At 62.6% G+C, this 20,556-nt stretch carries 7 protein-coding genes; 4 read left to right on the forward strand and 3 right to left on the reverse strand.

Annotated features, from left to right (window positions below):
* The first annotated feature begins 34 nt into the window (after positions 1-34).
* From BV071_RS22100 to BV071_RS35625, 3 genes are all read left to right on the forward strand, one after another.
* Positions 35-1,732 (forward strand): FAD-dependent oxidoreductase, encoded by a 1,698-nt coding sequence (locus tag BV071_RS22100; protein WP_035611958.1) that lies wholly within the window; start codon positions 35-37, stop codon positions 1,730-1,732.
* A gap of 453 nt (positions 1,733-2,185) precedes the next feature.
* Positions 2,186-8,443 carry a DUF642 domain-containing protein gene (locus BV071_RS33480; protein ID WP_052573739.1) on the forward strand — a complete coding sequence of 2,086 codons (6,258 nt, stop codon included), beginning with the start codon at positions 2,186-2,188 and terminating at the stop codon, positions 8,441-8,443.
* 580 nt (positions 8,444-9,023) lie between these two features.
* Entirely contained in the window at positions 9,024-10,088 is a 1,065-nt protein-coding gene (locus tag BV071_RS35625; protein WP_265594740.1) for a GNAT family N-acetyltransferase, read from the forward strand.
* Between the two features lie 21 nt (positions 10,089-10,109).
* Here the strand turns inward: BV071_RS35625 and BV071_RS22135 are convergent, their stop codons facing one another.
* From BV071_RS22135 to BV071_RS22145, 3 genes are all read right to left on the reverse strand, one after another.
* Positions 10,110-11,552, reverse strand: a complete 1,443-nt coding sequence (locus tag BV071_RS22135) for a mandelate racemase/muconate lactonizing enzyme family protein (RefSeq protein ID WP_265594741.1) — start codon at positions 11,550-11,552, stop codon at positions 10,110-10,112.
* A 163-nt stretch (positions 11,553-11,715) separates the two neighbouring features.
* Complete coding sequence (locus BV071_RS22140; RefSeq protein WP_035611962.1) at positions 11,716-11,913, reverse strand: hypothetical protein; 198 nt, start codon at positions 11,911-11,913, stop codon at positions 11,716-11,718.
* A 107-nt stretch (positions 11,914-12,020) separates the two neighbouring features.
* On the reverse strand, positions 12,021-14,456 hold the full coding sequence (locus BV071_RS22145) for an MFS transporter (RefSeq protein ID WP_035611965.1): 2,436 nt from the start codon (positions 14,454-14,456) through the stop codon (positions 12,021-12,023).
* Positions 14,457-14,959: 503 nt separating this feature from the next.
* Here BV071_RS22145 and BV071_RS22150 point away from each other — a divergent pair.
* Entirely contained in the window at positions 14,960-20,113 is a 5,154-nt protein-coding gene (locus tag BV071_RS22150) for a hypothetical protein (RefSeq protein WP_265594742.1), read from the forward strand.
* The last annotated feature ends 443 nt before the right edge of the window (positions 20,114-20,556 follow it).

The following is a 20,556-nucleotide window of genomic DNA, read 5'->3' on the forward strand; positions in this document are numbered from 1 at the left end:
GCAATCCCACCGAATCTCGTTCTACTGTTTCGCCATGACGCGGGAGGAAGAGGACGAGCTGTTTTATCGGGACACGGAGCGGATTGCTTTCCCTCCGCTGAACGACCATCAACTGGCGCAGCTGGAACCCTTGGGAGTCCGGCGGAAGATCCGCAGCGGTGAAGTGATCTTCGCAGCAGGTGAGCGGGGATATCCCATGGTCCTGGTGCTGAGCGGGCAACTTGAGGCCTACGAGTCGCGCGATGGCGTCGAACAAATCCTGGCAACGCCGGGGCCGCGGGATTTCGTCGGCGAGGTTTCAACGCTGACCGGGAACTCCGCCATCGCGAGCGTGCGCGGCAAGGATGCCGAGTCGGAGGTGCTGCTGATTCCGGCCACCGAACTGAGGAAGGCGCTGGCGGACTTGCCCGGAGTGGGGGAGCCGATCGTCCAGGCCTTCATGATGCGGCGGAAGCGGCTGGTGCGTGATCCTGACTTCCTCGGCTTGAGAATCATTGCCTGTGACGGCTGTCGGGCGGGGCATCTCATCGATGATTTCCTCGACAAGAATCACATTCCGCACCGCCTGATCAGTTCCGCGAGCGAAGGAGGCGTCTCCCTCCGTGATCGCTACCAGGTCGCTGAAGAGGACCTTCCGGTGCTGATTGCCAGCAATGGTACCGTCTTCAGGCAGCCAACGATCCGGGAGATCGCCCAAGTCGCCGGCTTGCTGCGTCCGCTCTGCCAAGTGGGAGAAGCAGACGTGTGGTGCGACCTGGCGATTGTCGGTGCCGGCCCCGCGGGTCTCGCGGCTGCGGTGAACGCAGCTTCCGAAGGGCTCAAGACCGTTGTCTTGGAGAGCTTTGCGCCCGGTGGCCAAGCCGGGTCATCGTCGCTGATCGAAAATTTCTTCGGCTTCCCGACCGGCATCAGCGGCGGCGATCTCACCAATCGCGCCCAGCTTCAGGCCTACCGCTTCGGGGCGAAATTCACCACGCCATCGCAAGCGCTCTCGCTCGCGTTTGCGGAGGGCGAACATTGTGCCTCGATCCGCATGGAAGGCAGCGAGACCGTGCTCCATGCCAAGACGGTGATTATCTCCACCGGCGCGCAGTACAACCGGATCGAGGCCGAAGGCCGCGAGCGCTTTGAAGGCTTGGGCGTCTATTACGCGGCCACTGTCATGGAGGCGAAGTTCTGTCGCGGCGCGACGGTCGTCGTCGCCGGTGCAGGTAACTCCGCGGGGCAGGCGGCGATGTTCTTGTCCGAGCAGGCCAGCCGCGTGATCATGGTAGTCCGCGGCGGAGATCTGGCCAAGAGCATGTCGAGCTACCTCTCGACGCGGGTCATCGCGAAGGACAATATCGAGGTCCTCTTCCATTCGGAGATCCGGAAGATGGCAGGCGAGGTCCGGCTCGAAGCGGTGGAGATTGAAGACAAGCAAAGCGGCGAGCGGCGGACTGTGGAAACGGTGGCGGTGTTTTCGATGATTGGCGCGAAACCTTGCACCCAATGGCTGCCGCCTGAAATTCTATTAGATGATCGCGGCTTTATCAAAACCGGTGCAGCGGTGGCGGATGCTCCGGCGTGGAAGGGCGCGAGCCGGCCGCCTTATGCCTTCGAGACGAGTCGCCCGGGAATCTTCGCCGCGGGCGATGTACGCTCGGGTTCGGTGAAGCGCTGCAGCGCGGCAGTGGGGGAGGGCAGCATGGCGATCGAGAACGTGCACCAGATGTTAGGGACCTACTCTTAAGGGTGAGGGGGATGGCACTTTGCCGCCGGATTTCGCCGATTCGGTGTCTTCTGGTGATGAAGCTCGGTAAACGGATAGCTCGGTAAATAGGTAGGTATTCGGGACAAGGTTTCCCTGATATCCAGAGGATTGCGTGCTGGGCCATCGGTTTCCGGGGTTTGGCATGCGAAACCCAAACCCAAATCGGAGGTCCGTCTCTTGCCTGCTGCCAGCGGGGACGTGGCTCGTCTTTGGGCTTGGTGTGCTTTCGAGACATCCTCAACCCAAGTCTGAACTCCCGTGGCTTCCTCATCACTCCTCTCTCGCCGGGCGCTTTCGCTCGGCCTCGTCGTGGCGCTCGGCGCTGGATCATTGCTTTGGCAGGAGCAACAACAGCGGAGAAGCGGGACATCTTCCTCGGCATCGGAATCGAGGCCCGGCTCGAAGTCGGCCGACAAACACCCCGGCGCTGATGTGACTGAAGCGAGCCAAGCGCCGCTTTCTCCCTCTGCTCCCGACGCGATCGCTTCTCCGGGACTTGCGGAGAAGTTCTCGCAGCTTCGCGAGATGGATCTCGCGGTGAACCCCTATGCCGCGAGCTTGCAAGGCTCCGGCAAGTCGAAGCGCTCATGGGATGCGGACTACATCGCGAGCTTTCGCCATGCGAAGAACGACGATCCGGTGCGCTTCGAACTCACCAATGGCGTGGTGGCGGAAGGCAGCGTGAAGCTGATCCAATTTAACGGGGGCCTCGTCTCCTATGTCTCCGGCGAGCTGAGCGCGCCGGAGACGGGCAAGTTCTTCTTCCTCACCCCGCCCGAAGGCGGCAAGGCCGGCAAGGCGGTCGGGGTGGTGGAGTTTCCGGCGAGCAAGACCGCTTATCGGGTCGAGCCGACCGGTGCCAACGGTGATCCCGAGCTGTGGCAGCGGCGCTTGGACGAAGTGGTCTGCATGAACATGGCGGAAGCGGACCCGGAACACGCGCACGGTGAGGTTGAGGAGATCGTGCCGCTGCGCCCTGACCAGGTGCCGGACTATGTGCCGAGCTACAATTCCGAGATCGTCTCGCTGCAGAGCTACCCGGGATCGCAGGCGGTCATGCTGTTAGACTTCGCTGGCGGCTACACCAGCACTTGGGGTGGCGTGAATTATGCGCGTCCCGCGATCGGCAACGATACCATCAAGGACATTTGGAAGCGGGTGGCCGAGGACTACATGCCCTTCAACATCAACGTGACCACGGATATCAAGGTGTTCCTGGCTGCCCCCGCTGCCAGCCGGCAGCGCTGCTGCTATACCACCACGCCGGTCACCGCTGCCGGTGTCGCCTACTTTGGTTCGTGGAACTGGGGCAGCGACACGGTCTGCTGGTCGGTCTACTACGCCGGCAAGGCGGCCGCGGAAGTGGGCTCGCACGAGGTCGGCCACACGCTGGGTCTCGCGCACCAAGGGCAGAACGGCGGGAATGAATATTATGGCGGCCACGGCGGCGGCGAGACCGGCTGGGCCCCGATCATGGGCGTGGGCTACTATCAAGCGGTCACCACTTGGGCGAAGGGCGAGTATGTGAATGCCAACCAGCCGCAGGACGAGCTGCAGACGATCACCACGACCAACAACAACGTCGCTTACCGGAATGACGATACCGGTGCCACGCTGGCGACCTCGCGCTACCTAGATGTCGATGGCAGCAACAACGTCTCCGCGGAAGGCGTCATCGAGCGCACCGGCGATACCGATGCTTTCCAGTTCACCACCACCGGTGGCGCGGTGACCTTGAGCGTGAATCCAGTGGCGCCGGGGGATTGGGGCAATCTGGCGACCAGAGCCACGATCGCCGATGCGGCGGATCTTGTCGTCGCTACCTACGATGCGCAGGATGATGTCTCATCGAGCATCACCACGACTTTGGCCGCGGGCACCTACACCTTTCGCGTGACCGGCGTGGCCAAGAATGATCCCGTGAGCACCGGCTTCTCGGACTACGGCAGCCTCGGCTACTACTCGATCACAGGCAATGTGGCGGGCGCCCGCAAGCCGACCCGCCTGACGGTTGCGGAACGCGCCGCGAACAACACTGTGGTGGGCTCAGTGCCGGCCTCCAATCCGAACAGCAGCCCGCTGGTCTACACCATTACCTCGGGCAATACTGGCGGCACCTTCTCGGTGGACAGCAGCGGTACCGTCCGCGTGGCGAACAATGCCCTGCTCGACTACTACACTCTGGCGGCGAATCCGAATCTCTATGCCGCGCAGTTCGAGGTCTTCATGACCATCACCAACGTCAACAACCCGGCGCTCACGGAAACCAACCGCCGCGTCGTGATCGGCGTGCAGCAACTTTATCCACCGCTGCCCACCGAGTTGGTAGCCGCCTTGGCCAGCAGCTTGCGGGTCGACCTGAGCTGGACCGAATCTTACGGCGCGACCGGCTACAGCCTGAAGCGCTCGACCGCCAAGGGTGGACCCTACACCTCCATCGCCACGACCAGCACCGGCAGCTACACCGATAGTGGCCTGATCAGTGGCGTGACCTACTACTACATCGTCACCGCGGTGAATGCGAACGGGGAGAGCAATCCTTCCTCGGAGACTGTTGCCCTCGCTTCATCGGTGGCCGGCGGCTTCGAGTCCCCGGCGATCGGTGCCGGTAACTACAAGTACAATCCCGGCAGCGGCAGCAGCGGCTGGACCTTTGGCGGCATCGCTGGAGATGGCTCCGGCATCGTCTCGAATGGCAGCGGCTTCAATAACCCCGCGGCCCCAGAAGGCACCCAGGCTGCCTTCCTGCAATCGCACGGTTCCGTGAGCCAGACTTTCTCCGGCTTCGCGCCCGGCTCGTCCTACACCATCAGCTATCTCGCCGCGCAACGCCCCGGCAATCAGCAGAGCTGGGACCTTGTCCTTGATGGCAACGTGATCCAGTCGAATACCCCGGGCTCCACCAGCTACTCGGTCTACTCGGCGACCTTCACCGCCACTGCCGCGGCCCATACCTTGGCCCTCGTGGGGACGAATACCGCAGGCGGCGACAACACCGTCTTCGTCGACAACGTGCAGATCAGCATCGTAGCGCCTGCGACCCCGAATTTCAGCTTTGAAGCTCCGAATATCGGCACGGGTTCCGGGGCCTATCGCTACGCTCCCACTGGCGGATCCTGGGCTTTCAACGGTTCGCCGGGCAATGGCTCGGGCATCGCCGCGAATGGCAGCGCCTTCTCGCCTCCCAATGCTCCGCACGGCACCCAGGTCGCCTTCGTGCAGAGTTTCGGCACCATCACGCAAACCCTCTCTGGCTTCACCCCGGGCAAGGCTTACACGCTCAGCTATCTCGCTGCACAGCGTGCGGGAAGCGGCGGCGAGACTTGGAATGTGAAGATCGACAACACGGTGATCCAATCCAATCAGCCGGGCCCTGACAGCTTCGCCACCTACACGATCAATTTCACTGCCACTGCGGCGAGCCACACGCTGGCATTCGTCGGGACCAATCTAAACGGCGGCGACCGCAGCGTCTTCATCGACAACGTCAGCATCAGCGCCCGCGACTCGCTACAGCCGGTGGCCCCTGCCATAGCGATCAGCAGCCCCGCAAACAATGCCGTGTTCCTGGCCAATGCCCCGGTCGATCTGACCGCATCTGTCACGGCGAATGGCAATCTAGTCAACGGCGTGCAGTTCTTCATCGATGGTGCGATGGTCGGCCAGAATAACAGCTCGCCCTACACCTGCGCATGGGGGAATGCCACTTCGGGCAAACATAGCGCCTTCGCCCGCGTGCTTTTCAATGGCAGCAGCATCGCTGACTCCGCGCCGATGAGCTTCGTCGTTGGCAGCAGCAACATGAACCTCGGCTTCGAGGCTCCGAGCATCGGCGGCTCCCAGTATCGCTATGACATCACCGGCAATCCCTGGAAGTTCTCCGGCACGGGCATTTGCTCGAATAGCAGCGCCTTCGGCAATCCGAATGCGCCGGAAGGCTCGCAGGTGGGTTTCGTGCAGTTCAGTGGCACGACCTCGCAGCTCCTGACCGGCTTCGTTCCGGGCACCAATTACACGCTCACCTATTCCTCCGCCCAGCGTTCCGGCAACCAGCAGACCTGGGACGTGAAGATCGACAACACGGTGATCCAGTCCGGCTCGGGTGGCGGGTCCAGCTTTGCGGGCCGCACCGCCAACTTCACCGCCACTGCCGCAGCCCACACCCTCAGCTTCACCGGCACGAATCTGAACGGCGGTGACAACACGATCTTCATCGACAACATCAGCTTCAATCCGCCACTAGGGGGCAATCCGGGACCGGCCTTGGTAGCGAATGTTTCCCCCGCCACCGCGGTGGATGTCGTGGGCAGCGAAGTGACCTTCACCGCCACCTTCGGCAGCGGTCTCGGCACCACCAGCTATCAGTGGCAGAAGCTGGTAAACGGTCAGGCGATCAATATCGTCGGGGCGACCACGCCGACACTTGCTCTCTCCAATCTGCAATTGGGCGACGCCGGCGACTATCGTCTCAAGGCATCCAGTGCCGCTGGCGTTTCTGTCAGCAAGGTGAGCACGCTCACGGTCACCAGTGTCCCGGCGGCCGTGGACAATGTCGTCGCCAGCTACGCGGCGCAGACCAGCCGTGGCAGCGAGATCCCGATCTTCTCGCCCACTTGGTTGGTTTCACCCGGTAGCCTGATTTGCGCTCAGTCGCCCGCAAGTGTCGGCACCGGGGACTTCCACCAGGCCACGGCCATCCTGACTGATGGCAATGCGGGCAAGTCCACCTTTGGCGACGGCGGCTCCAATGCCAGCCAGGTCACCTGCGGCAATGGCGGCGGTGCGGGGCAGTCCGTGACCTACAACCTCGGGTCCGCTTCCGGTGGCTACAACGTTTCGAACATCGTGGTCTACGGCGGCTGGACCGACGATGGCCGCGATCAACAGGCTTACACCGTCTCCTATTCCACCGTGTCGGATCCCGCGACCTTCACCCAACTCGCGGTGGTGAACTACAATCCGGCGAATCCCGCGGATGTCCCGGCCGCCACGCGTGCAACCTTGAAGTCGGCGAGCAGCGCGCCGCTTGCCAGCAATGTCGCCGCACTTAAGTTCGACTTCACCACGCCTGCCCCTGAGAATGGTTGGTGCGGTTACACGGAGATCGCAGTCTATGGCGCTCCGCTTGGGCCTGCGGTGGTCGCGAATACCTCGCCCGCCACGGCCCGTGATGTGGTGGGCAGCCAGGTGAGCTTCACTGCCTCGATTGTCGGTGCATCTACCTTGACCTATCAGTGGCAGAAGGTGGTCGGCGGCGTGCCGAGCAATATCAGCGGGGCCACCGCGCCCACCCTCACGCTCAGCAACCTGCAAACCAGCGACACGGCAAGCTATCAGCTCAAGGCGACTAATGCGCAGGGCTCGGTCACCAGTGCCCCGGCTTCTCTCACTGTGAGTGCCGTGTCTGCGCCGGTGAACAACGTGATCACCTCCATGGCCGCGCAGACCGGCTTGGGTGGAAACACAACCTTTCTCCCCAGTTGGGCACCTAACCCCAGCGATAGCTTGATCGGCGGCTTGAGCCCTTCCAGCTCAGGGGGCAACTTCAACCTGAACTCGAACAACCGGCCGCTCTACTCGCTGACCACCCCGCGCAGTCTGTCGATCAGTCCGACCAGTGGTGGCGACAACAGCATCAACTACCTGAGCTGCGGCAATGGCAGCGGTGCCGGTTCCTCGCTGGTCTACACGCTTCCCGCGAATTCCAACGGCCACACCCTTACCAAGATCATGGTTCACGGGGGCTGGGCAGATGCCGGGCGCGATCAGCAGGCCTACACGGTGTCCTATTCCAAGGTGGCCACGCCCACGACCTTCGTGACTTTGGGCGCAGTCAACTACAACCCGCCCAATCCCACTGGCGTGCAGTCCACCACGCGGGCCACTCTGACCGCCGCGAACGGCGTGCTAGCCACCAACGTGGCAGCGGTGAAGTTCGACTTCACCACGCCTGGATCGGAGAATGGCTGGCTTGGCTATGGCCAGCTCGCGGTCTACGGCACGCCCACGCTCTCCTCGCCGATCAATCTAGCCGCGACCGCAGGAGATGCGCAGGCGAGCTTGGCGTGGACCGCCTCGCCCGGTGCCACGAGCTACAACGTGAAGCGCTCGACGGTGAACGGGGCCTCCTACACGACCGTCGGAACGGTCACGGGCACGGACTTCGTGAACACCGGCCTGAACAACGGCACGCCCTACTACTACGTGGTCACCGCGCTTAATGCCACGGAGGAGACCGGTAGCTCTGCCCAGGTTTCCGTGACCCCGGTCGCGACCGGCTACGAGGGCTGGCTTGCAGGCTATCCCGCCATCACCGGCCCGAACCGCTCGCCTGACGCTGACCCTGATGGCGACGGCCAGCCCAACGGCATCGAGTTCATGACCGGCACCTCGCCTGCGAGTTCGGCCAGCTCGGCTCCTGTTACCGCCACCCGTGACGGCTCGGGGAATCTGGTCCTGCAGTTCAAGCGGATGGACGCTGCCAAGGCCTACACCGTGACCGTAGAGAGCACCTCGGACTTCAGCGCTCCTTGGACCTCGGTCACGGTTCCTCTCGCTTCCATCGCCGGCCCGCCAGTAACCGTCTTGGAGAACGGCAGCGCGGCCGACGATATCACCGTGGTGATCCCCGCCAATGGGGCCGCGGAGAAGTTCGCGCGGGTCCGGATCGCGATCCCAGCGAGCCCTTGAGGTGAAGATATTGAAAGAAACTTTTCTAGTTACGGAATTGGCACCGCTTCTTCTGGAAAGAGTTCCACAAGCGTCTTACTCCACTCCCCAATACGGGTCATTTTCGGCCACGAATGCCCGTTTCACGAAGATCGCGGGCTGCCAAAGCGGCAGCCAATGCGAATGGGGATTATTGCAACTTGCATCGTGATGAGTGCAAGTTGCACTTTTCCGGCGATTTGAGATAACTCAGGGCTCCGCGGAATCCCCGCCCATCAAGGTTTCGTTGGGCGCTCGGACTGGTTTATTTTCTGCTAAGAGGGCGGGCTATGGCTACCACTCAAGTTGAAGAGCCGCAGAACGAACTCCTCTCTGCGGCCCTCTCCTTTCTGGAGAGCTCGGCATGCCCCGGACATTCGATGCTGGTTGCTCTGCCAGGCGGACGAAAGCTCGGGATTGAGCTGGAGTTGATCCCGGCCGCTGAGCTTTCGAAGCAGCGGGAAACTGAGCCAGCGGGGATCGGCGCCTAAGCCGACACCTTCGGCGGTCCGTCGCGCTTGAACTCGGGTCCACGCTTGCCCCACAAGGTGGGCGCAGCCGCATGTACCTTCCTCCCCCCTTCAGAATCGAGGATCCCGCCAAGCTCGGGGCCTTCATCGAGCGTTATTCCTTCGCCACGCTGATCAGCCACGCGGGCGCCGCGCCCTTTGCCAGTCATCTCCCCATGCTCTTCCGCGCGGAGACGGGCGGCCATGGGACGCTCGTTTCGCACATGGCACGGGCCAATCCACAGTGGCAGCATTTCACCGCGGGAACCGAGGTGCTGGCCGTCTTCCACGGGCCTCACGGCTACATCTCCCCGTCCTGGTACAAGGCCGAACCTGCCGTGCCGACATGGAACTACGCGACCGTCCACGCCTACGGCGTGCCATCGATCATCGATGACCACGACCGGATCGTCTCGCTGCTGGAAGAGACCGTGTCGCGCTTCGAGTCCTCCTTTGAATCGCCTTGGCCGGGCATCCTTCCCGAGGACTACCGCGACAAAATGATCCGCGGCATCGTCGCCTTCGAGATGCCGATCTCGCGGATCGAGGGCAAGTTCAAGCTCGGCCAGAATCGCTCGCCGGAAGATGTCCAAGGCGTCTTCGAGGCCCTGTCTCAATCCAATGATGCCGATGACCAAGCCCTCGCTCATTTCATGGCCGGCGAATGCGGGCTTTCGTTACTGAACTTCACAAGCGTCAGCGAAGACGACTTCGAGGAACTTGTTACCCTTCGCATCTCCGCCATGCGAGATAGCTTGGAGCGCGTCGGCCGCTTCGATCCCGAGCGCGCCCGCCAACGCTTGCGCAATTCATTCTACCCCGAGCATACCCGCGTCATCATCCAAAACGGCCAGCGCATCGGCTTCTACTCTTTCCGTCCCGCGGATGATGGCTTCCATCTCGACCACCTCTACATCCAGCCCGGCAGCCAATCCCGCGGCCTCGGTTCGCAAGTCATGAGCCGGCTTCTAACAGAAGCGGACGCGCAGCAAATGCCGGTCCACGTCGGCGCCCTGCGCGACAGTCCTTCCAACCGCTTCTACCAGCGCCACGGCTTCGTGAAGGCGAAAGAGGACGAATGGGACATCTACTATGTGAGGATCCCTATCCCGGCGTAGGCGCCTTCAGTCCAGTAGGCGTCACCCGACCGCCCCCAGCCCCGGCTTATCGAGTTGCTTCGTCGCCAGCTTCCCGTCCCTCGTCTCAAAGAGCCCGGGGAACTTGTCCACCCAGCCCACATTCGCCGATGGCACATACTGCCGGGCATTGCCCTCGATCGTCGAAAGCCCAGGCACATGCGAAGCGATCCCCGCGGAGTGAACGAATGAAGCGCCCGGGCAGGTGAGGTCCTGCACGCAGAGGAACATCCCGTACTTCTGCCCCGCAGCGGCCATCAGCATCGCGTGCGATTGCCCCTTGCAGGCCTTCAGGCAGGCGCCGCTATAGCCCATGTCCCGGGCCAGCATCAGGTTCTCCAAATCGGTCAGCGACTCATCGATCACCACCGGCCTTAGCTTGGCGGCCTCGTGCATCAGGTTGCTGCGGTCGGCGCGCAGATCGCGCTTCGTCGGTTGTTCAAGGTAGAGGATGCTCTCGAAACCCTGTGGCGATTGCTCCTTCACCTTGCGGAGGAATTCGAGCAGGTAGTTCACGTCCGGACAGTGCTCGTTGAAGTCACAGCAGTACTTCCACTCCGCGTCCGGCCGCGCCTCGCGGGCCACGCGATCAATCATCACGGTGCGGTTGATGTCCCACTCGAGATTCTCGCCCTGCAGCTTGATCTTAATCCGCTGCAGCCCGTCGCGCTTGATCCAGTCCGCCAGCGTTTCGGGCATGTCGTCATTCACCGGCTCCTTCAGCTCGCCCCGCGTCACCGGATCGAGCCCGCCGACCGAGTGGAAGAGCCAGATCCAATCTCGTGGCTTCGGTGTCACGTATTTCGCCAGCGACTCGCCTTTGAAGTCCGCATTGAGGTAGCGCGACAAATCCTGACCCATCAGCTCGCTACTGTAGGTCTCGTAGCAATTCAGCCCGAGCACCTTGCCAAAGGCATCGTGCAGCGCCGCATCGAAGGGGCTCGCGGTGACCTGCGTGCAAAGCTTCGGGATCGGCTCCGCCAGGCCGAGTTCCTTCGAGACATCCGCCGCAGCCTTGAGGTAATCCGGCTCCAGCACATGGTTGATCTCGATCGGATGCGCGGTCTCCTTGAAGTCACCCGTGATCTTCGCGATCCGCTTCGCCAGCTCCCGCATCGCCCCGAGCGTCGTCTCATACGACATCGTCTTCGAAGGGAAGGACCAGATATTGCCCATCGGCATCGACCCGAAGCCCTTCGCCGATTTCCCGTCCGGCGTAGACACTCGCACCGTCACGTTCAGGAGCGTGACCCGGTCCACCGCCGTTCCGCCGAACTTGTACGGCGCGCGGTACTTGAAGTCTTCGAAAGCGAACTCGACCGACTCGATCCGCAGTCCGGTCTTCGGCCTTCCGGGCAGAATCTGCGGCACCTCTTGGGCACCAGCACCGGCGCCCAGCGTGAAAAGCGAGGCGGTCTTGAGAAAATGGCGGCGATCCGAGGGCATCTTCCCTCTCATTTCACGGATCGCCCCCGGGATGAAAAGCCCGGAACTCGCGGGCACTGCGGATTCATGTAAGCGCAGGGCAAGCGCAAAGCCTCCGCCGTCACGGAAAACCAGAGATACGACATGTAGGCCACCTAGGACCTATTTCTTCCCCGCCTATCCCTTAGCGCCGCGGCGGCTCTGGCGGCAGGGCGGTGGTGCCGGCGCCTCCGTCTGGCGAGCTGCCCGAGCGCGCGGCTGGCGGGGCTTGCACCGCGCCTTCATCCGGCTGGGTTTGCAAGGTGGCCCGGCCGTAGTTTGAGCACATCGGCAGCAGGGCACAGGCAGCAGCGAGGAGAAGGAATCTGGAGGTGGCGATCATCGGGATGGGAAATGCAGCAATATGTGTTCCCTGACTTTGCCGACCGCGGCGCTTGCTGCAATAAGGAAAGTCGCCACCACCTTGCAAATTGCGAGCAAGCCGCTTCCTCAAGCGATTGGCACCACAAAACTCTCCTCATCCACCCGATAGCCGGCAGGCAATTCAATCCCTTCCGGTGCGGCTGGCCCGCTCACCCGCCAGCGCCCGTCGCGCTCCTCCACCGTGAAGCCCGGCAGCACGATGCCCAGTGCGCCCGGCTTGTGGCCCGCCTGCGGCTTACCGCCGGGGGTCGGAGGTTCCGGATCGGGCATCGACATCGCCACCACCACGCCACCGATCGCCAGACAGGGGCAGTGCAGCCAATCGCCGCGCTCAAGCGGCACATGGGCCCGTTCGCTAAAGTCAAAGAAGACTCCGCCCTTGGACGTTTTCGCCTGCTCAATGTGCCGACGCAAGCTTTCGCCCCCGAGCCAGAGCACATCCCGGGAAGGATCCGCTTCAAAGCTCTGCCGCCGCATCGCGCCGAAGAGCTCCTCATACTCGATCAATCCGGGCAGCGAGTCGGGTAGGGGATCACCCTCCAGCACGCCGAAATCCCCGCGCCGCTGCAGCGCATTCACATGCGCGATCTGGAGCGCATTCGCCCGCTCCGTCCGCTGCGCCTCGGGCACCGCTGCGACCCGCGCGGTGAGCGCCAGCGCCGAGGCATTAAGCATGCCGTGGCGGATGACTTCGGTATCCGCTGCCTCAGGCGGGATCGGCGGGCCGAAGCCAACTGAAATCCCATAGCGCAAGCGCTGCGGGACCTTGGTGAAAAAGCGGTTGCCCTCGAAGGAGAAGATTGAGCCCCAGGCACCGTCCGACCACACCGGGATCGAAGGGCAGCCCGCCTGGCGGGCGATCAGCTCGAAGCCGCGCTTCAGCTCGCGCAGGCTGCCGGTGCGGGTGAGCTGGCCTTCCGGGAAGAGGCAGACCACATCGCCGCGCTTGAGCGCCTCAGCCGAGGCCTTGAGCGCCTCACGCGGCTTGCTGGACGAGATCGGCACCGTGTCGAAGAGCTGGCAGAAGACCCGGATCGCGGTCTGGCCCATGAAGCCCTGCTCCATCACAAATCGCACCGGTCGCGGGCAGGCCGCGGTGAGGAAGAAGGCATCCGCCCAGGTCACGTGGTTCGGCAGCAGCAGCACGCCACCCTTCGCGGGGATGTTCAGCTCGCCGGTGCTCCGGATCTTGTAGAAGAAGCGCAGGATCGCCAGCCCCACCACCCGCACCAGCTCGGCCGGCACCAGTCGTGCGCTGTGGACCGTCACCGCGGCGCAAATCAGCGCCATCAGGATCAGCGGCGCGTGCATGCCCAGCCACCACGGGTGGTGCAGGTGAAGGCGCATCGAGCTGATGGCCATCAGCCCGCCCGCAGCGAGCATGGCTCCGATGCACTCGAGGAGATAGGCGGCCGCGAGCAATTCGCCGCGGTGCTCCGCCGGGCAGCGATCTTGGAAAAAAGCATTGAGCGGGGCCAGGAACAGTGCCGCTGAGAACGCCGTCATCACCAGCAAGCCCAGGAACATGGTGCTCTGGGGATCCGGTGCTGCCAGCAGGAGCGTGCCGGCGGTCATCACGATTCCGGCCAGCGGCACCCAGCCGAGTTCGATCCGCCGCCGCATCAGCAGGGAGGCCACGCCGAAGCCGCCCGCCATCCCCAGCGAATTCGCCATCATGTACTTCGATGCGATCGTGCCGAAGCCGGTCGCGCCGCCCGTCAGTTCCTTGGCCACACCTAGCGACCAGACGTGCATGAAGGTGGCGAAGCCGACGAAGAAGGCGATGCCGATCGAGCTATGCCGCAATGCGGGAACCCGCCACAGGTCTTTGAGCTGCTGGAAATGCTGGAGCGCCAGCATGGGTCGGAGCGGTGCCGCCTCGCCCTTGGGTGTGCGCGGAATGACCAGGCTGGCCAGCAGCGGTGGCACGGCCAGCACCGTGATGAGCAGGATCGGGCCGAGCGCCGCTTGCCAGCCATCCCCGCTTTGCTTCAGCCGCAGGTCAAAGGCCAGCCCGGCGATGATTTGTCCCGAGAGAAAGGCCAGCATCCCGGTCATTTGTTGGATGCCGCTGGCGAAGCCGAGATGACGCGAGCCCACCAACTCCTTCACGATCCCGGTCTTGGCGGGATTGAAAACGGCAGTGAGGGTCGCAAGCGCGAAGAATCCCGCCATCGCCAGACTGAAATTCCGCATCGAGATGGCTCCAGCCAAGCCGACGAGGAGGATCAACTGCGTGATCGCGCAAACCACCAGCACGTTCCGTTTGGAGAAGCGGTCACTCAGCCAGCCGGCCAGCGGCGCGAACAAGAAGAAGGGCAGCGCCAGGATCACCGCCGCCAGCGTCTCCATGGAGGAAGCCTCCCCCATGAGTTTCCCGCCCAGCACGATCAACAGAAACTGCGCCCCCTTGTCGTTGAAGGCACTAAGCGTCTGCTGGACGATCAAGCTCCAATAGCCGGTCCATTCACGACGCGTCGGCTCCCGCTGCTCATCGTCCACCGGCGAAGGCTAGAAGGCGATCCCGAGGACGCAAGAGCAGGGAGTAAAATCCACTGGCTGGTATGTTTGCGTCAAAAGTGTCGGGAAATTAAGCATCGGTAAGGGGTGAGCCTTACAAGGAATGTTCCTAGAAACTTTCCGGCGTCCTTGGTGTTCGAATTTGGCGTCCAGTGAACGCAGGGTAGGGCTCAGCATTTTCCCCGGAATGACACTCATCTGAGGAAAAATGGCGGAATCATACACGGACTGAACTTGTAAATACAAGCGCATCGGAGAAGATGTCATACAGTGCGAGCTAGTCCGTAGAACTGGCGTGCCCTCCTCCGACCCCGAATTTGACTTGGGGAATCACGCCGGAACTCACGGTTCCACAACGGAGTTGCCGCAAAACCCAAGGCAAATCCGCTGGTGGACTTGGTGGCATCGCTGTCGCCGGGTACTTCCAGCGGGCTGGCTGTCCGGGTGATCAGGCGGAACTCCGTCAAAACCTAAGACCCGCCCACGTGAAACCCATACTACCGAATACTCGCCGCAGCCTTTTGGAAACTGCGCTCGGCTGCCTCCTAGTTTCGTCCGCCTCAGCGTCCGCCGCGTCCATTTATTGGAATGGACCCACGGCCGGTTGGGACGCTGTCGCCAACTGGTCCACCGTGCCCGGTGCCACCACCCCGAGTCCCGCAGCCGTCCCCGGAGCCGCGGATACCGCGATTTTCAATATCGATCCAGTTGATGGTGCCACCACCGTCAACATGAACGCCGCCCAGTCCGCGGCCGGGCTGGTCTTCAATAACACCGGCACCACCCTGATCCAGGCTGGCGGGACCAACCGGATTCTCAATGTCGGTGCCGGCGGCCTGATTGTGGATGCCGCGGCCGGAGCACCAACCATCGGCTCGGTTACGGCAGGGCAGAACGTCACGGTGAATCTCTCGGCCAGCCAGCCTTGGACGAACAACTCGCCCAATGCGCTGGTGCTCGCCAATCCCTTCACCTCATCCGCCGGGGTGGGCGTGACCAAGACCGGCACGGGCACGGTGTGGATGAGCAATACAGCCAATACCTCGAACTTGACCGGCATCCTGGATATCCAGGCTGGCAAGATCCAGATGTCCGGCGACGTCACGACCGGTGGTTTGACCGGCGGAGGAACGATCGAGAACGGCGGCCCGAATTCGAAGTGGCTCTTCGTCAACAATGCCACCGACAACGTCTTCTCCGGCAGCATCAAGGATCTCAGCACCACCGCCCGCCTCGGCCTTGTGAAGCGCGGCGTGGGCATGATGACGCTCAGTGGCACGAATACCTTGGGTGATAACTTCGCGGTGGAGAACGGCCTCGTGAAGGTCACCGGCACCACCACCGTGGGCGTCACCACCACCGGCCAGGCTTCGGCTGGCACGGTCGGCAACCAGAACGGCCGGATCTTGATCGATGGCGGCACCCTGACCTGCAACCGCACGACTTCTCCGAGCGTGGGTATTGCCACCGTCGCGAACGCCCAGGGCTTCCTCAAGATGAACTCCGGGACGATCACAACCCTCAGCGAGTTTCATATCGGCCGCGGCCAGACCGGATCTTTCTCCGCCTACACTCAGGCGGCGGGTTCTCTGACCTCCGGCAGTTGGCTGGTGGTCGGCTTGAACAACGACCGCGCGGTGTTGAACCAGACCGGTGGCTCGATTCAGGTCAATACCAACCGCATGACCATTGGCGCGGGCGGCAATGGCTCGATCGGCGTGGCGAATCTTAGCGCTGGCACCTTCAACGTGGCCGCCGGTGGCAACACCGGTGCCTTCATCGGTGAAAACGGCACTGGCACCCTGAACATCAGCGGTAGTGCCGCGGTGAGCTTCGCGACCAATGGCACCGTGAACAGCGGCACTGCTCAATTCGCTGGCAATGCCACCTCGCTGGCGGGCAATCTCAACCTCCTCGGCGGCTCGCTTAACGTCTTCGGCGTGACCAAGGGGGCATCGACTGCGACCGGGGTCTACCGCTTGAACTTCAACGGCGGCACCTTGAAGGCCCAGGCGGATAACACGACCTTCTTCGCGGACCTGGCTAATACCGACGCCTATGTCTATTCCGGCGGCGGCACGATCGATAACAACGGCAAGAAGATCACCATCAACGAGCCCCTGCAGGCTCCTCCAGGCAACGGCATCAGCGCAGCCACTCTGGGCGTTAGCGGCGGTGGCTACATCGACACGCCGATGGTCATCGTCAGCGGCGGCGGCGGCACGGGTGCCACCGCGGTGGCCACCATCGATCCCGCCACGGGCGCTCTCACGGGGGTGCAGATGACCAGCCCGGGAATCAACTACACCAGCCCGGCCATCTTCACTCTCGCGGGTGGCGGCGTCGGTAATACCGGTGCCATCACCGGTACCTCCTCCGTGGTCGCAAATACCAGCGGTGGCATGACCTTCACCGGTAACGGGGTCACCCGCCTCGGCGCGGCTGGCACCTTCACCGGACCGGTGGCGGTTGCCCAAGGCAAGCTCGGGGTCGGCGGTGTCTTCAATCACGGCATGGCGATTTCCCCGGGCGCGGGACTTGAGGTCTACGATTCGGCCGGTTCGCCTTCGAGCCTGACCATCCCCACCTTGAACCTGCCGAACGGCAGTACCGTGGACTTCGACTTCTCCACCGTCGCGGGGATCAACGACTTCATCCAGGTTTCAGATGCTTCCGGCCTGACCTTGGGCACGGTGGGCATCAATCTCTACGATGATGGCACCACCACTGCCTTCACCGGCACCGGGACCTTCACCCTCTTCAAGTACTCCGGCACCCTGAACGGCGGCACCGCCGGCCTCTCGGTGGCGAATGCCGTGCTGGGCTACAACTACGTCTTCAGCGCCGTGGGTGGCGAGGTGAAGGTGACCATCTCCTTCACGGATAGCGATGGTGACCTGATGCCGAACCTCTGGGAAACTTCCAACGGGCTGAACCCGAACAATCCCAACGACGCTACCGGCACCATCACCTTCCCGCCGACGATCACGCCCTTCAATCTGGACGGCGACTTCATGACCAACCTGGAGGAATTCCAGGCTGGCACGAATCCTAACAGCGCCACCTCGGATGCGTTTAACACCGACAACGACCTGTTGCTCGATAGCTGGGAGATCTCGAACTTCACCAACATCACCACCGTCACCGGGACCGGCGACTACGATGGTGACTTGGCCACCAATGCCGCGGAGTTCTACGCCGATACCAATGCGAAGGGCGCCAACCCCAACAATACCTTCGACTGGCCGGACTCGGATACCGACCAGATGAATGACGCTTGGGAGGTCAAATACTTCGGCAGCATCAGCGCCAAGGACGGAACCGCCGACTCGGACGGAGATGGCTTCACCGACCTCCAGGAGTTCCAAGCCCTCACCAATCCGACTGACGCTGCATGGACGCCGACGAAGGCGCAACTCATCCACCGCTGGGACTTCAATGGCAACCTCAACGACTCGGTCAGTGGTGTTACCGGCGTGACCAATAGCCCGGCGACCATCGTCGATCCAAACGGCGCGACGGCCAGTTCCGCGGTCACCCTCTCCGGCACGGACGTGCTTCTCACCGGCGGCGTCAACGCCACCTCTGACTACGTCCAGCTCGGCACCAACCTGCTGAATGGCCGGGCCACCCCGGTCACCATCGAGATCTTCGCCTCGGAGGTGTCGGTGCAGAACTGGTCCCGCATCTGGGACTTCGGCAGCTCGGATCTGGAGAACTTCTACATGTCCTGGAGCCAAGGCACCAATGCCGCCGCCCAGCGTCAGGAGTGGAAGGACTACCTCACCGAGCGTTCGGATACCACGGCTCCGGCCTATGCGCTGAATACCGAGTATCACGTCGTCTGCGTCGTTGAACCGGGTGCCGGCTCCGGCCTCACCAAGGTGACCTTCTACTATGCCCCCACCGCTTCGTCGGATCTGGGAGCCCCGCGCGGCTTCTACGTCACCTCGAACAATATGGTGAACCTGAACGACACGATCGACTCGCTCGGCCGCTCGTTCTACGCCGGGGATAATGTCGCCAATGCTCGCTACAACGACGTCCGCATCTGGAACGGCGCCCTCACCGAAACCGAGCGCGAAACGCTCCACGACCTCGGCTCCGGCACCACCACGGTGACTGATACCGATAACGACGGTTTGGTTGACTCGTGGGAAATCGCCAACTTCGGCAACTTGGCCCAAGTCGGAAGCGGCGATCCGGACGGTGATGGCTTCACCAACCTGGAAGAGCAGGCGGCCCACAGCATTCCGAATCCACCCAACGGGGCGGCCTCGACTCCCACCGACCGGGATGGCGACGGCTTGCTTGACACCTGGGAGTTCGCGAACTTCGCCAACCTCGATCAAACCGGAACCGGTGATCCGGACGGTGACCTGGCGACCAACGAGCAGGAGGAAACCGCGGGCACCAACCCGAACCTCAATACCTCGTGGCCGGACTCGGATGGCGATGGGCTGAAGGACGCATGGGAAATGGCCTACTTCGGTGACCTCGATGCCGATAACAACGGCATCAACGGCGACGATGCGGGGGTGGATTCCGATGGTGATACCTTCACCAACATCCAGGAGTTCACCAGCGGGACCAACCCGGCCTCCGCTGCCAGCTTGCCACCCTCGATCGTGCTGCTGCCGAGTACCGGAACGGATGCCGCTTCCGACATCTCCAGCACCAAGACCTACACCCATGCCATCGACTTCGGTGCCACGGTCGCGAGCTCGATTGTCAATGGCGTGAGCTTCCACCAGGCGAACGTGCCGCCCACCGGCAATGACGGCACCAACAACGATCGCTGGGATACCGCGGACAATACCGGCGGACGCAATGGTGCCTTCACCATGACCAAGTCCGTGGCCGATGACTGGCCACAGAACGTCAACAACCCGCAGAACATCGGCTCCGACGGTGTGATGGGCACGATGTACACCGACTTCAGCCACATCAATGGCAGCGTCGTCGGCTCCACCCAGACCATCACCCTTGGTAGCCTGACTCCGGGCACGCGCTACAGCACCCGCCTCTACTACCGGACTTGGGGTCTGGCAGGAAACCGCAGCACCACCCTTACCTTCAATGGTGACGGGAACAACGTGGTGATGACCATGAACCCGGACGAATCGGCCTCGCCGCAAGCGGGCTACGTGAAGTTCGACTTCACCGCCAATGATACCGACGAGACGATCATCTTCTCGGTCAATTCGGCGGGGAACTCCTGGCACCAGTACTTCCTCTCCAACGAGGTAGTGAACGGCGGTGACTCCGACAACGACAACCTGCCGGATAGCTGGGAGGTCGCCAACTTCGGCAGCACCGGCGCCCAGACCGGGACCGGTGATGCCGACAAGGACCACACGGACAACCGCACCGAATATCTGCTCGGCCTCAGTCCGACGGACGGCAAGCAACGCTTCCGCGTTACCCAGAGCAGCGTTGTTCCCGGGACCGGGGTGACTCTGACTTGGCCGGCGCAGAACGGGCTGACCTTCACGGTCTGGCGTTCGTCGAACTTGGGCAGCGGCTCGTGGACTCAGCTTGGTGGCACCATCACGGCCACCGGGGCCACCGCCACCTACACGGATTCGACGGCTCCGGTCGGCAAGTCCTTCTACAAGATCCAGCTTACCACGCCTTGATGGGTTAGGCGTCGCTTGAGGCAGCCGGGAGCATCACTGCTCCCGGCTGTTTTTTGTGGGGAGGAGAGATCGCTTGTCCGGGAGATTTGTCCCCCAGGATGTTCGGTAGGTCAGGTGAAACCCGACCTCGCGGGTAAGGTGAACCTGACCGCTTGAGGAGAATCCCTCTTTGTTTCCCAACTTGGCCGAAAATCCCCCCTTGAGTCGGAGAGGGGAGGGGAACCTTGCCGAAATTTCAAAAATCTTGGTCCGCTGAGAAGGTTTCCTTTTCCTAAGAATCGGCTCCTAGGGCGGGTTTTCTACCCGCGAAAATGAGCATTCGGGCGTGATTCGGGGTGGTGCCGCTCAGGTGTGCAGGAATGTACATGGTGGAATCATGCAAGGCCGCCAAGGGATCGCCAATGCTGTCGGACAAGTCCGGTGATGGGGCGCTGAGAATAGCC

This window comes from Haloferula sp. BvORR071 (assembly GCF_000739615.1).
Taxonomy (GTDB): domain Bacteria; phylum Verrucomicrobiota; class Verrucomicrobiia; order Verrucomicrobiales; family Akkermansiaceae; genus Haloferula.

Excerpts from the sequence above, each read along its gene's own strand:
- BV071_RS22100 (WP_035611958.1), top strand. The coding sequence starts at position 35 with ATGACGCGGGAGGAAGAGGACGAGCTGTTTTATCGGGACACGGAGCGG.
- BV071_RS35625 (WP_265594740.1), top strand. The coding sequence starts at position 9,024 with ATGTACCTTCCTCCCCCCTTCAGAATCGAGGATCCCGCCAAGCTCGGG.
- BV071_RS22135 (WP_265594741.1), bottom strand. The coding sequence starts at position 11,552 with ATGCCCTCGGATCGCCGCCATTTTCTCAAGACCGCCTCGCTTTTCACG.
- BV071_RS22140 (WP_035611962.1), bottom strand. The coding sequence starts at position 11,913 with ATGATCGCCACCTCCAGATTCCTTCTCCTCGCTGCTGCCTGTGCCCTG.